11 protein-coding genes and 1 pseudogene are annotated in these 12,748 nt (G+C 71.9%); 3 read left to right on the forward strand and 9 right to left on the reverse strand.

The genetic code is table 11. From position 1 onward, the window contains the following. The first annotated feature begins 134 nt into the window (after window positions 1-134). On the forward strand, window positions 135-1,295 hold the full coding sequence (locus tag ACZ434_RS13255) for a DMT family transporter (RefSeq protein ID WP_468454974.1): 1,161 nt from the start codon (window positions 135-137) through the stop codon (window positions 1,293-1,295). Here the strand turns inward: ACZ434_RS13255 and ACZ434_RS13260 are convergent. Next, window positions 1,285-2,529, reverse strand: coding sequence for a transglycosylase family protein (locus tag ACZ434_RS13260; RefSeq protein WP_468454976.1), 1,245 nt, complete (start codon window positions 2,527-2,529; stop codon window positions 1,285-1,287). The genes ACZ434_RS13255 and ACZ434_RS13260 overlap by 11 nt on opposite strands. 367 nt (window positions 2,530-2,896) lie before the next feature. Between ACZ434_RS13260 and gndA the strand changes: the two genes are divergently transcribed. Further along, window positions 2,897-4,336, forward strand: a complete 1,440-nt coding sequence (gndA, locus tag ACZ434_RS13265; protein WP_468454978.1) for an NADP-dependent phosphogluconate dehydrogenase — start codon at window positions 2,897-2,899, stop codon at window positions 4,334-4,336. Between the two features lie 641 nt (window positions 4,337-4,977). Here the strand turns inward: gndA and ACZ434_RS13270 are convergent. The 3 genes from ACZ434_RS13270 to panD are packed head-to-tail and all read right to left on the reverse strand — an operon-like array spanning window position 4,978 to window position 6,436. After that, window positions 4,978-5,607: an aspartate/glutamate racemase family protein gene (locus ACZ434_RS13270; RefSeq protein WP_468454980.1), complete on the reverse strand. Its 630-nt coding sequence runs from the start codon at window positions 5,605-5,607 to the stop codon at window positions 4,978-4,980. Between the two features lie 19 nt (window positions 5,608-5,626). Continuing rightward, on the reverse strand, window positions 5,627-5,971 hold the full coding sequence (locus ACZ434_RS13275) for a GNAT family N-acetyltransferase (RefSeq protein WP_468454982.1): 345 nt from the start codon (window positions 5,969-5,971) through the stop codon (window positions 5,627-5,629). A 42-nt stretch (window positions 5,972-6,013) separates the two neighbouring features. Continuing rightward, window positions 6,014-6,436 (reverse strand): aspartate 1-decarboxylase, encoded by a 423-nt coding sequence (gene panD / locus ACZ434_RS13280; protein ID WP_468454984.1) that lies wholly within the window; start codon window positions 6,434-6,436, stop codon window positions 6,014-6,016. Between the two features lie 506 nt (window positions 6,437-6,942). Between panD and ACZ434_RS13285 the strand changes: the two genes are divergently transcribed. Beyond that, window positions 6,943-8,334 carry a hypothetical protein gene (locus ACZ434_RS13285; protein WP_468455309.1) on the forward strand — a complete coding sequence of 464 codons (1,392 nt, stop codon included), beginning with the start codon at window positions 6,943-6,945 and terminating at the stop codon, window positions 8,332-8,334. A gap of 89 nt (window positions 8,335-8,423) precedes the next feature. Here ACZ434_RS13285 and ACZ434_RS13290 read toward each other — a convergent pair. From ACZ434_RS13290 to ACZ434_RS13310, 5 genes and pseudogenes are all read right to left on the reverse strand, one after another. After that, a pseudogene (locus tag ACZ434_RS13290) lies at window positions 8,424-8,794 on the reverse strand (sigma-70 domain-containing protein); the annotation flags it as partial. A 362-nt stretch (window positions 8,795-9,156) separates the two neighbouring features. Beyond that, window positions 9,157-10,185, reverse strand: coding sequence for a pyridoxal-phosphate dependent enzyme (locus ACZ434_RS13295; RefSeq protein WP_468454986.1), 1,029 nt, complete (start codon window positions 10,183-10,185; stop codon window positions 9,157-9,159). Further along, on the reverse strand, window positions 10,143-11,147 hold the full coding sequence (locus tag ACZ434_RS13300) for a GHMP family kinase ATP-binding protein (protein WP_468454988.1): 1,005 nt from the start codon (window positions 11,145-11,147) through the stop codon (window positions 10,143-10,145). The genes ACZ434_RS13295 and ACZ434_RS13300 overlap by 43 nt, the downstream gene beginning before the upstream one ends. Beyond that, a complete protein-coding gene (locus ACZ434_RS13305) occupies window positions 11,144-11,953 on the reverse strand; it encodes a Rossmann-like domain-containing protein (protein ID WP_468454990.1) in 810 nt (269 codons plus the stop codon). The genes ACZ434_RS13300 and ACZ434_RS13305 overlap by 4 nt, the downstream gene beginning before the upstream one ends. Then, entirely contained in the window at window positions 11,950-12,708 is a 759-nt protein-coding gene (locus ACZ434_RS13310) for a class I SAM-dependent methyltransferase (RefSeq protein ID WP_468454992.1), read from the reverse strand. The genes ACZ434_RS13305 and ACZ434_RS13310 overlap by 4 nt, the downstream gene beginning before the upstream one ends. Window positions 12,709-12,748: the final 40 nt, after the last annotated feature.

The raw sequence follows: 12,748 nt of genomic DNA on the forward strand, positions 1-12,748 counted from the left end.
CCATCGGCAGTAGGACTCATTGGGTGCTCAGGGACGACGACGGGAACAGTCCGACACGGCATCGTGTTGGTCATGGAAGCCGACCGTTCGCCGCGCCGGGCCCACCGCCCGGGCCTCACGCAGAGGAGCAGCCCATGAGCGCCCTCGCGTTGTCCGTGCTGCTGTCGTTCGTCTCTGCCGTGGCGTACGCCGGTGGAGCGATCGTGCAGGAGCAGGTCGCGGTGTCCTCACCCGGCGCACAGCAGTACGCACCGCTGCGCCGGCCGGGCTGGTGGGCGGCGGTCGGACTCAACGGCCTCGGCGGACTGCTCCACGTGGTCGCGCTCGCCTACGGCCCGCTGAGCCTCGTGCAGCCGCTGGGCGCGCTGACCATCGTGTTCGCGCTGCCCATGGCCGCGCTGTTCGTGGGCCGCAGGGCGGGGGCGACGGCGTGGCGGGGCGCCGTCATGGCGACGGCGGGCCTCGCGGGTCTGCTCTCGCTGGTCGGGTCGGCCGACGCGCAGTCGCTGGACAGCGCGCAGCGGGTGGCGGCGGCGCTGGGGACGGCCGGGGCGATCGTGGCGCTGATGGCCGCGGCCCGGGCCGTGCACCGGCATCCCGCGGTCCGCAGCATCCTGCTGGCCACCGCGTCCGGTGTCGCGTTCGGTATGTCCTCCGTCTTCACCAAGACGGTCGCGGTCGACTGGACCGGCGGCGTCTCGGCGGCGAACGTGCCGTCCCTCGCAGTGATCGGCGTCCTGGCCACCGCCGGCATGCTGCTGTCCCAGGCCTCGTACCGGGGCGCGGGGCTCGCGGCCCCGCTGGCCACGCTGACGGTGGTGAACCCGGTGGTGGCGGCCGCGGTCGGCATCACGATGTTCGGCGAGACGTTCCGCTACGGCACGACGGGCACGGCGCTCGCGCTGAGCTGCGGCGTGGTGGCGGCGGGCGGACTGATCCTGCTCACGACGGAGCGGCTGGCGCGCGAGCAGCAGGAGGCGGCCGACGCGGTGCGCTCCGGCGCTACGGCCGTGGACGCCGTGCGCTCCGGGTCGGTGCCGGTACCCGCGGCCCGGGACGCGGCGCAGCCCGCCGACCGGCGTGCGGCGGACCCCGCCGAGCTGCTGCTCGCCGAGCTCACGCTCCCCGAGGACGTACGCCTTCCGGCCCTGCCCGCGCCCGCCCCGGCGGACGGGCGGCCGGACGACGACGCGGAGCGTGCCCTGGTGCCGCTGGTGCCGTACGCGCCCTTCTACGGCGGGCCGTACGTGCCGGTGCCGGTCGTGGACCGGCACCGGGCGCGTGTCACATCCTGACGCCGCCCGCCCGCAGGTAGGCGACCGGGTCGATGTCCGATCCGAAACCGGGCCCCGTCCGCACCTCGAAGTGCAGATGCGGGCCCGAGCTGTTTCCGGTCGAGCCGGAACGTCCGATGCGCTGGCCCGCGGTGACGGACTGGCCGTTCTTCACGGAGATCGCCGACAGGTGCGCGTACTGGCTGAAGCGTCCGTCGGTGTGCCGGACCACGACCTGGTAGCCGAACGACCCCTCCCAGCCGGCGCTGACGACCGTGCCGGCCCCGACCGACTTCACGGACGTACCGGTGGGGACGGGGAAGTCCACGCCGGTGTGATAGCCCTTCGACCAGGCGGACCCCGCCTTGTGGTACGGCGTGCCGAGGGCGGCGCTGACGGGCGCGACCCGTTCGGCGCCGGTCTGGGCGGAGCGGTCGGCGCGGTCCTCGGTGCGCTTCTTGGCCGGCTTCTTCTCTGTCTTGTTTGCCGGCTTCTTGTCCGGCTGCTTCCCGGCCGGTGCGGCCTGTTTCCTCTTCTCCGGTGCCGCGGGCGCCTTGGCCGTCCCGTCGGGCAGGGAGAGGCGCTGGCCGGGCACGATCAGGTCGGGGTCGGCGCCGATGGTCGAGCGGTTGGCGTCGTACAGCCCCCGCCAGCCGCCGCGCAGCCGCTCGCCCTCCGCGATGCCGGAGAGGGTGTCGCCGCGGACCACGGTGTACATCTCGGCGCGGCCCGCGCGGGACTGCGGTGTGGTGTGCGGTTTGACGTCCTCGACGGAGGGCCGGTTCTGTGCACCCGTCCTGCCGCCCGTCTTCTTGTCACCGCTCGTCTCGCCGCCGGTCTTCTGGGCGGCGGCCGGCCGGATGTCGGGGGTGTCGCCGCCCCGGGTCAGTCCGGCCCGTACCGAGCAGACCGGCCAGGCGCCGGGCCCCTGTCCGTCGAGGACCTTCTCGGCGATGGCGATCTGCTGGTCCTTGGTGGCCAGATCCGCACGCGGCGCGTACCGGGTCCCGCCGAACTCCTCCCAGGTGGACTGGCTGAACTGGAGCCCGCCGTAGTACCCGTTGCCCGTGTTGATGTCCCAGTTGCTGGTGGACTCGCAGGCGGCGACCTTGTCCCAGGTCTCCACGTCGGCGGCCTGGGCGGCGCCGGTGCCCATGAGCGGGAGCGCCATCCCGGCACCGCCGGCGGTGACGGTGAGCGAGGCCCGGTTGATCCTGTTCGGCTGATACCGGCGGTGCCGGCCGCGCACGGCCATGGAATCCCCCTCGACAATGCGTCAGGAGGGGCAAAAGTAAGCGCTGCGAACTGGCCGTGACAAGGCGCCTATCGGCCGCACGGATGCGCCAAGTGGCCGGTACTTTTCGCCCGTTGCGCCCCCGTTGGCGCCCTGTGCGGAGCGTGCGCGGGCGGATGCCCCCGGCCGCGGGGGCACGCCTGTGCGTGCGCCCGCTGAGTGGGTGAGGGGCGTCCGCGCGTATGTGCCTGAGCAATCTCGACTGCTGAACCGCGCGTGCGCGCGCAAAGGCGGCACGTCAGGATGGTCGGCGGCAGGACTGGCGGACATCGTCCGGCAGCGCCGGCGCACCGGCAGTACCGATACCGAGGTCACTAGGAGCCACCCAATGAGCAGTTCAGCGCAGATCGGCGTCACGGGACTCGCGGTCATGGGCCGCAACCTCGCGCGCAACTTCGCCCGCAACGGCTACACGGTCGCCGTGCACAACCGGACGGCGGCGCGCACCCATGCGCTGGTGGAGGAGTTCGGGAGCGAGGGCAGCTTCGTGGCGGCCGAGACGGCCAAGGAGTTCGTGGCGGCGCTGGAGCGGCCGCGGCGGCTGGTCGTGATGGTGAAGGCAGGTGAGCCGACGGACGCGGTGATCGAGGAGTTCGCACCGCTGCTGGAGCCCGGCGACATGATCATCGACGGGGGCAACGCGCACTTCGCCGACACCCGCCGCCGGGAGAAGGCGCTGCGCGAGCAGGGCATCCACTTCGTCGGCATGGGCGTCTCCGGCGGCGAGGAGGGGGCGCTGAACGGGCCGAGCATCATGCCGGGCGGCCCGAGGGAGTCGTACGACTCGCTGGGCCCGATGCTGGAGAAGATCTCCGCCAAGGCCGCCGACGGCGCCCCGTGTGTGACGCACGTGGGCCCGGACGGCGCCGGGCACTTCGTGAAGATGGTGCACAACGGCATCGAGTACGCCGACATGCAGCTGATCGGTGAGGCGTACCAGCTGCTGCGCGATGTCGCCGGGTACTCCCCCGCGCAGATCGCGGAGATCTTCCGGACCTGGAACACCGGCCGGCTGGACTCCTACCTGATCGAGATCACGGCCGAGGTGCTGTCGCACGTGGACGCGACGACGGGGAAGCCGTTCGTGGACGTGGTCGTGGACCAGGCGGAGCAGAAGGGCACCGGCCGCTGGACCGTGCAGATCGCGCTCGACCTGGGCGTGCCGGTGTCCGGCATCGCCGAGGCGGTGTTCGCGCGCTCCCTGTCCGGCCACGCGGCGCTGCGTGAGGCCTCGCGCGGGCTGGCCGGCCCGAAGGCCACGCCGATGAGCGAGTCGGAGGCGGCGGCGTTCGCGGACCGGGTGGAGCAGGCGCTGTACGCGTCGAAGATCGTGTCGTACACCCAGGGCTTCCACGAGGTCGCCGCGGGCAGCCAGGAGTACGGCTGGGACATCGACCTCGGCGCGGTCTCCGCGATCTGGCGCGGCGGCTGCATCATCCGGGCGGCCTTCCTGGACCGCATCCGCGCCGCCTACGACGCCCGCGCCGACCTGCCGAGCCTGCTGTCCGACGAGACGTTCGCACAGGAGATCGCCGACGCGCAGGACGACTGGCGCGAGGTCCTGATCGCGGCGACCCGTCAGGGCGTGCCGACGCCCGGTTTCGCCGCCGCCCTCGCCTACTACGACGCCCTGCGCGCGGAGCGCCTGCCGGCCGCGCTCACCCAGGGCCAGCGCGACTACTTCGGCGCGCACACCTACCGGCGCACGGACCGCGACGGCTCGTTCCACACGCTGTGGGGCGGGGACCGGTCGGAGCTGACGGCGTAACACCGCGCGGGGCGGTGGACGGCCCGAGGTTCGTCCACCGCCCTCCTGCCGCGGCGTGCGGCGTGCGCCGGACGGCCGGGCCCGGCGTTCGGCACGGGTACGGAGATCGGCGACCCGGACGGCTTCGCGGTCGCACCTCCACGGACCCCCGTCACAGCCCCTGCCGCAGCCCCCGTCATCGCACAGCCGTCCGTCAGCGCAGTGGCGGGCCGGGTTCCGGGTTCGGTACCGGTTCCGGGCCCGGCGGGATCGGTGACGGGGACGGCTCGGGCGGGCCCGGGTGCGGCGGGGGCGGCTGGGGGCCGGGCCCCGGGGGCGCCGGTTCCGGCCCCGGCCCGGGCGGCGGAGGTGTGGGCGCGGGGCCCGGACCGGGAGGCGGTTCCGGGGACGGCACCGGGTCGGGGAAGGGCTCGGGGTGCGAGGGGTCCGGGCCCGGGGCCGGTCCGGGGGTGGGGCCCGGCGGGACGGGATCCGGGTACGGGTTCGTCATGGCGCGTGTCCTCCGGCCTGTCGGTCGACGTCGGCTCTGGACTACTCCCCCGCCTACCCGGCGGCCACGGCTCCAGTCACCCGCCCGCATGACGCCGCGGGGCCGGGCGGCGCATCCGCCGGGAGCGGCCGGGCTGCCGCCCCTCGTCCCGTCACAGGAGGCCCGCCGCCGCCGACAGTCCCGGCCGGGGACTGGACAGCACGGGGAGCGAGGTGGTGGTGAGCCGTTCGGCCGGGGCCATGGAGGCCTGGGCGAGGACGATCACGTCGGCGCCGGTGACCGTGTCGGCCGCGTCGGCGACCCGGCGTACGTACGCCTCCGGATCGCCCGCCTCGAAGCGCTCCCAGGCGCCCTCGACCAGCACGGTCCGCACCTCGACGGGCAGTCCGGCCCGGCCGGCCTCCTCCTCGATCAGGGCGACGGTCGGCCGCAGGGTGCTCTCCAGCGCGGCGAGCACGACCACACGCGGCCCTGCGGCCACGGCCGCGCCCGCCATCGGCCGGTCGACCCGCAGCACGGGAACGCCGGTCTCGGCGCCGGCCGCCTCGGCGGCCCCGCCGATGGTCGAGCAGGTGCACAGCACGGCCCGCGCACCGGCGTTGACGGCCTCCCGCACCCGCGCCCGTACGTCCGCGGCGACGGCGGCGGGACCGGCGGCACGGGCGCGTTCCAGCAGATCCCCGGCGACGACGTGCTGCAGCCGGAGCCCGGGGTGGTCCTCGTCGCGCAGGGCGTCGAAGACCGGCACATGGACCGGCGAGGTGTGCAGAAGCGCGAGCACGAGACGACGTTCCCCGCCCTCAGAACCGTCCGGGATGCGCCGCCAGCCACTCCTTCGCCGCGCGGATCAGCTCCGGAGCGGCCGCGGGGGCCCGGTCGGGATGGCGTTCGGCCCACTTGACGACGTACGGGCAGAGCGGGGCGACGGCGCTGTCCTCGCGGGCGGCGAGGCCGTACAGCTCCCGGGCGAGGGAGCCCGCGATGCCCTTGCCCTCGTGGTCGGGCTCCACGACGGTGTGCACCGGCACGAGCGCGCGCTCGGGGGCGTCGAGCTCGAAGTACTCGATCCGCCCGACGACCTCACCGTCCGCCACGGCTTCGAGCCGGCCCGCAGCCCGGTCGTCACGGATCTCGATGTCAGTCACGGCACCTCACACTCCCGCCTCGGTCGCCTCGCTCCGCGCAGCTCAGGCCGGGCTCACGGCCTGCGGGCTGCGCTCCTGGTCCGACCCCGGCACCGGCTCGGACGGGTCGGCACCCAGGGCGACGATGCGGTTGTCGGCGTCCACATGCACCACCCGGGGTTCCAGCGCCCGCGCCTCGGCGTCGGTGACCTGAGCGTAACTGATGACGATCACCAGATTACCGGGGTGCACGAGATGGGCGGCGGCCCCGTTGATCCCGATCACACCGGACCCCCGCTCCCCCTCGATGACGTACGTCTCGAGCCGGACCCCGTTGGTGATGTCGACGATGTGCACGAGCTCACCGGGCAGCAGATCGGCGGCGTCGAGCAGATCGGCGTCGATGGTCACCGAACCGACGTAGTGCAGGTCGGCCTGGGTGACGGTGGCGCGGTGGATCTTGGACTTGAACATGGTGCGCAGCATGTTTGGACTCCCGGAAGACGGCTCCCTGCCTGCTTTGTGCAGGTCAAGGGCGTTGTTCACTGTACACCGGCACTCCTCGGACTCGAAGATTCCCAGGAACGTCGATCCCACTCGGGCAAGAAGGCTCCTCACCTGCACTTCCGCGGAAAATGAGGCTGTCGCACTATCGCCCGCCAAGTACCTGTCTCGGGGTGTGCGGGGGCTCATGCTGACCAGATGCTGACTTGTCCGACGATCCGGCAGTCAAGCACTCCGTCGAGCACGGAACCATCCTCCGCATCGACCTGGAGGTCGTTCAACACACCCGGCAGCCGGGACTTCGTCCGGTTCCAGAACACTGGCCGCCCTGGACCGCCATCCGGGCAGCCAGCTCGGCGGTCACCCCCCCCGGGCGGTCAATTCCCAGGCGCTGACCTGTAACGCACCAGTATGATCCCCTCGCCGCTCGCACATCTGTGCCCATCAGGGTGTCGTTGCGGGCGTTCAGAAGGAGGGATCACTTGACCATGTTCCTTGGCGCGAGACCACGCACGGTTCTCACCTCTTTAGGGGCCGCCCTTGGCCTGACGCTCGCTGGCGTCGCGACCCCGGCTCATGCGGTTGATGGGACGCTCACCCCACCGACTCACCTGTTCAACGGGTACAGGCACTGCGCGACAGACGCGGACCGGCCTTCATACCGGTCGGCCCGCGAAGGCCTGGTCGTCGAAGGCATCCCCGGGGTCACGGAGAATACGGAAGGCTCCCGCGTCAGCGTGCGGTACCAGGTCTGGCCGGTAGCCGATCCCTCGGAAATCACCACGGTCACCCGCGAATACGCCACTCCCGGATTCGAGGCTCCCGCCACTCTGCCGGCCAGCGCGCTCACCGACGGGCAAAGCTACGCGTGGCAGGCGCAGACAGTGGTCGGGAACGCGGTCTCGGACTGGTCGGCACCGTGCTACGTAACCATCGACAACAGCAGGCCGACGAATGCCCCGACCATCACCTCGTCGAACTACGCTGCCGAGACGTGGAACGAAGGCGGCGAGCCGGTCGAGTTCACGCTGAACGCGAACGGCGCCACCGACGTCGAGGGCTTTGTGTTCTCCTGGCAGTCGGTCCTACCGGTGATCGGCACAAGCATCGGTGATTACGGCATTCCGCAGCCCGTCGACCCGTACACCGACACAAAGTACCGCGTGCGCGCTGACACGCTCGGCGGTTCGGCCACACTCAGTCTGGTGCCGCCAGCCGGCTCCGGTCCGATGACGCTGTGGGTGCGCAGCCTGGATCGCGCCTACAACTGGTCGGAGATCGCCCGGTACGACTTCAACGTCAAGTCCACGGCGCCCAGTATCTCACCGGCGGTCCCGGAACCCGAGTTCGGTCAGCCGACCGAATTCACACTCCGTCCCGATCCGGAGCTGCAGGCGAAGAGTCCCGTCGTGAGCTACTCCGTCAAGACCATCGGCGGTCAGAGCGACAGGACCTTCGACATCACTGCGCGATCGGACGGCACAGCAACTGTGGAGCTCACGCTGGACGGCCTCTACGGCGAGAACCTCCAGGTGACCAGCAAGAGTGCCAACGGCTGGATCAGCGACGGGGCGTGGTGGGGTGTCAGTTACGACACCGCACCCACCGTTTCCTCCGACACCTACCCGGAAGACGGCTCGGGCGGTGGCGTCGGCGTGCCGGGCACCTTCACGTTTACGCCCAAGGTGAAGGATGTCGTGAGCTACACCTACACCTTCAACAACGGTGACCCGGAGGTGACCGTCCCGGCCGGCACTGATCACAACGCGAGCATCGAGTGGACCCCGACCACGGATGGCTGGCATGACCTCACGGTCTACGCGACGACCCGCTCGGGCCTTCAGCTGGCGCCCTATGACTACTTCTTCACCGTGAACTGAACCACCCCACCCGGCTGCCTCCTCAAGGCCGGCGGGCCGGCGGGGCCTGCTCCCGCCGGCCCGGGCCGCCCCTTCCAGGGTGCTTGTCCCTCGATGAGAAGCCGCTCGCACAGCCGCGCCAGTGTGCGAGCCAGCAACCGGGAAACGTGCATCCGTGAGAGGCCGGCTCCTGCGCGATCTTCGGCTGGGACAGCGTGGAGTACGCGTTGGCTGGCTCCGGGCCCTCCAGGACCTCCTCCTGCGAGATCGACAGCCGCTCGGCGAGCTCGTGGACCGTGAACGAGCCACCGTGCGTCTGCGAGAGTTCCACCGTGGCCTTGGTCAGGGCCAGCCGCAGCTCCGGGAGCCGGCGCGGCACGCGCACCGCCGAGCCCTTGTCCCGGAAGTGCCGCTTGATCTCGCCCACGGCCGTTGGGGTCGCGTACGCGGGGAACCCCACGCCCCGGTCCGGGTCGAAACGCGTCCCGCAGTCATCCGGCGTTGACGGGGCAGCCACTGCTTCGCGTAATCACAGCCCGTCTGCTGCCTCGCCTCCCGGCGCGCTTCCGCCACAGAAGGCGCCGTGCGCTTCTTCTCCGCATAGATCTGTGTCGAGCGCTCGATCATGTCATCCTGCGTGTCGCCCCCGCCCTCCCCGACCTGCTTCCCCTGACCGTTACAGAAACTGACCTGCGGAAACACCCAAACGCTAGATCTTGGACTGGAACATGGTGCGCAGCATGTTTGGACTCCCGGAAGACGGCTCCCTGCCTGCTTTGTGCAGGTCAAGGGCGTTGTTCACTGTGCATCGGCAGGGCTGCGACCCGCAGGCCCCGTGGAGCATCATGCGGTGGTCGTTCCCGTGAGGAGTGCTCCTTCCGGCGCGGGTGACCCGTCCCAGCTCATGCGGGACCAGGGGAGGGACAGTTCGTCCGTGCCGCTCACCGCCCGAGGGGCCAGGTCCTCGATCCGGGCGGCCTCCCGGTGGCGGGCGAATACGGTGTCGGCGTAGCGGTGGCCGGTGTCGGCGGCGATGAACAGGGCGGTGCGACGGGGCTCTTCGCGGCGTTCCCACTGGGCGGCGAGGTAGGCGGCTCCGGTGGACAGGCCCGCGAAGACGGCGTGGCGGCGCAGCAGGTCGACGCTGCCGGCGAGGGCGGCGTCGAAGGCGAGCCAGTGCAGGGTGTCGTAGAGGTCGTGGCGGACGTTGCCGAAGGGGATGGAGCTGCCGATCCCGGCGATGATGATCTCCGGGTCGGCGACGTGCGCGCTGCCGAAGGTGACACTTCCGTACGGCTGGACGCCCACGAGCCGTACATCGACGGAGCGTTTCCTCAGATAGTGGGTGAGGGCGCCGGTGGAGGCCCCGGAGCCCACGCCGCCGACGAGGGTGAGGGAGTCGCCACCGGTCCGGTCGTGCAGCTGTTCGGCGACGGCTTCGTAGCCGAGGTAGTGGATGTCGTCGTGGTACTGGCGCATCCAGTGGTGGTCCGGGTGCTCCCGCAGGATCTGGCGGACGCGGGCGACACGGCGGTTCTGGTCGAGCTTGAGGCTGCTGCTGGGCGGCATCTGCTCCAGGTGAGCACCGAGTACGTCGAGTTGGGTGCGCAGGGTCCGGTCGACGGTGGTGGAGCCGACGATGTGGCAGCGCATGCCGTAGCGGTGGCAGGCCAGGGCGAGTGCGTAGGCGTAGATGCCGCTGGAGCTGTCGACAAGGGTGTCCCCGCGTCGTACGGCTCCGGTGTCGAGCAGATGGCGTACGGCGGCCAGGGCGGAGACGACCTTCATGGTCTCGAAGCGGAGGCAGAGGAGGCCGTCGTCGAGGCGTATCAGGTCCGGGCGGCCGATGGCTTCCGAGATGTGGTCGTCCACGGGAACTCCTCACTGATGGGGGACGGAAAGGTGGTGAAGGTCCGGGTCGGTGCGATGCCTTCGCGCTCCAGGGCACGGGTGCACCGGCGCAGCGTGTGGCGCAGGCCGGGCGCGCGGGGGTCGAAGAGGATGCCGGCGACGTTGCCGCTGTGGGCGATCTGCACACCGACGGCGCCCGTGCTGTCGGCGATGCCGGTGAGGGAGGGGAACTCCCGGTGCCTCAGGACGCGTTGGCGCAGGCGGGCGCTGGCGGTGCTGACCCGGCCGAGCAGGGCGGGGTCGGCGTCGGTCACCGCCCTGCGGAGCATGCGGCGCAGGTGTGCGTAGGCGGCGAGGTCGTCGTCGTGGTGGAGGGTGGGGAGGGCGAGGGTGTCGACCGGTGCGCCGCCGCCGAGCGCGCATCCGACCACCACGGCGGGCGGTAGCGCGGGGCCCAGCACTTCGAGGACACGGCCCTCGCGCTGCGCGAAGAGCAGGGGGCGGGGACCGTGCATCAGGGGGTCGCTGGCGCCTTCGGCGCGCACCGCGATCCGGGCGATCGTCCGCGTGGACAGCGGCACGCCCCAGGAGTCGGCGACGGCCCGCACGGTGGCGATGACGTCGCTGGTGGAGGATCCCATGCCGAGGCCGATGGGGAGGTTCCCGGTGAGGGCCAGTTCCCCGCCGCAGGGCTCCGTGCCGCGGCGTGCGGCGCACTCCCGTGCCGCGAGGACGGCCGCCGCCCGTGCCTTGGTCCGGCCGGCGGGCGTCACCGTCACCTCGTCCGGCGACGTGCCCGGCCGGGGCGTGAAACGGGCGGTGCTGCCCGGTCCGTGCATCGGCAGCGTGACCAGTGCGTGGACGGGGCGACGCCGCTGGTCGGGGAAGACGCCCTGGAGGATTTCGCCGTGGTGGCAGGCGGCGCGTCCGGTGCCCTCCGTGTCATGGGCGGGCGCCCCCGGTCGGCGGGTGGCGGCCGTCATACGCCGGCCGCCACCCGGTAGCGGTACAGGGTGGTGGGTTCGGCGCTGAACTGGGAGAAGGGGAAGGGCTCCGCGGCCAGGGCGGTCACGCCCCGTCCGAGGAAGGCGCGCGCCACGGCGCTGCCGGTCTGGGCGTAGACCACCAGCGGCACGCCGCGTTCGCCGCAGCGGGCCAGGACGGTGTCGAAGCTCCCGTTGCCGAGTGTCATGCCCGTGGCCACGACGACGTCGGCGGTGTCGAGGACCTCGTGCATGTCGTCGGTGACCGGGTCGCCCCACTGGGTGGTGGTCAGGTTGAAGTCGCAGAGCAGGGGTTCACCGCCGCGCTCGCGGATGGCCGCGACGAGCGGGTGGACCACTCCGATCAGACCGACCCTGGCCCCGGCGTCGATGTCGAGGAGCCCGGCGACGGCCGCGTCCCGGGCCAGTGCCCGGGTCTCGGGTGTCCCGGCCGGCAGGGTGACCGGTTCGGCCTCCCTCGCCTCCCGGTGCGGGCGGACGGAGCCGAGGTAGGCGTCGAGCGCGGCGATCCGCAGCGGCCCCGGCGCCTCGCACAGCAGTGTGTCGACGGGGCTGCCGGAGGCGTCGCGGCACAGGGACGGGTCGGCCTCGCCCGGCTCGAAGGCGCAGCCGCCGAAGGAGTCGCCCAGGCGGACGAGGACGTACTGATTGAGGTAGGTGGTGTTCCCGCCCGCCAGCCGGGTGCCGTGGTGCACCCAGAAGACACTGGTGGCGACGAGGTCGGCGGGGCGGGGGCCGTGCTCGCCGGCCAGAACGGCGGCCAGGAGTTCCCCGGTGTTCCTCATCGCTGTCCTCCGGTGCGGGGCGTGTCGTGGGTGATGCGGAAGAGGAAGGTCAGCACGCCGTCCTGCCAGTCGTGGAGGTGGTCGATCCGGGGACTGAGCCCGTGGTCCAGGGCGTGCTGGACCAGGGCGCGCAGATCCGCGGTGTTGGAGGCGATGACGTGGATCTCGCCGCGGGGGGCCAGCAGGTCCTTCTCCGTGACCTGGGCGAAGAACTTCGCCAGCAGCGGGGCGCCCACGCACACGTTGCGTACGACGTCGGGGTCGTCGCTGACGGTCTGGCTGACGGCGGGCGGGTTGAAGGTGACGACGTCCAGCTGGACGTCGTCGGCCAGAGCGTCGAAGACGTCACTCACCGCGGGGAGGAACGTGGTGTCCGGGCGCTCGCCGACCAGGCGCCGGTAGTGGCCGGTGGTGGCGGCCACGCTCTCCGGGTGGACGTCGAGCGCGTGGATCTCCCGGGCGCCCCGGACACCCGCCGCGACGGCCTCGACGCCCAGGCCGACGCCCATGGCGGCGTACCGCAGTCCGCGGGTTTCGATACGGCCGTCGAGCAGCCGCTCGTGGATCAGGCGGCTGGTCCAGCCGGGGATGAAGACGCCGGGCGGGACGTCGAACGTCCAGTCGTTCCACTCGTAGAGGCGGGTGGTGTGCAGGTCGGCCCGGGGCTGGTTGAGTGAGATGATCAGGTCGGCGGGCAGCGGTGGGGGCAACTGCTCCAGAAGAGCCCGGCCGGTCGAGGCACGGTCGATGTCCATGGGGTCCTTTTCTTGTCACACGACGGGATGGCGCGCGGTC

It is taken from the genome of Streptomyces sp. NPDC030893 (assembly GCF_055571535.1).

Excerpts from the sequence above, each read along its gene's own strand:
- ACZ434_RS13305 (WP_468454990.1), bottom strand. The coding sequence starts at position 11,953 with ATGAGGAACACCGGGGAACTCCTGGCCGCCGTTCTGGCCGGCGAGCAC.
- gndA (WP_468454978.1), top strand. The coding sequence starts at position 2,897 with ATGAGCAGTTCAGCGCAGATCGGCGTCACGGGACTCGCGGTCATGGGC.
- ACZ434_RS13255 (WP_468454974.1), top strand. The coding sequence starts at position 135 with ATGAGCGCCCTCGCGTTGTCCGTGCTGCTGTCGTTCGTCTCTGCCGTG.
- ACZ434_RS13310 (WP_468454992.1), bottom strand. The coding sequence starts at position 12,708 with ATGGACATCGACCGTGCCTCGACCGGCCGGGCTCTTCTGGAGCAGTTG.
- ACZ434_RS13260 (WP_468454976.1), bottom strand. The coding sequence starts at position 2,529 with ATGGCCGTGCGCGGCCGGCACCGCCGGTATCAGCCGAACAGGATCAAC.
- ACZ434_RS13285 (WP_468455309.1), top strand. The coding sequence starts at position 6,943 with ATGTTCCTTGGCGCGAGACCACGCACGGTTCTCACCTCTTTAGGGGCC.
- ACZ434_RS13300 (WP_468454988.1), bottom strand. The coding sequence starts at position 11,147 with ATGACGGCCGCCACCCGCCGACCGGGGGCGCCCGCCCATGACACGGAG.
- panD (WP_468454984.1), bottom strand. The coding sequence starts at position 6,436 with ATGCTGCGCACCATGTTCAAGTCCAAGATCCACCGCGCCACCGTCACC.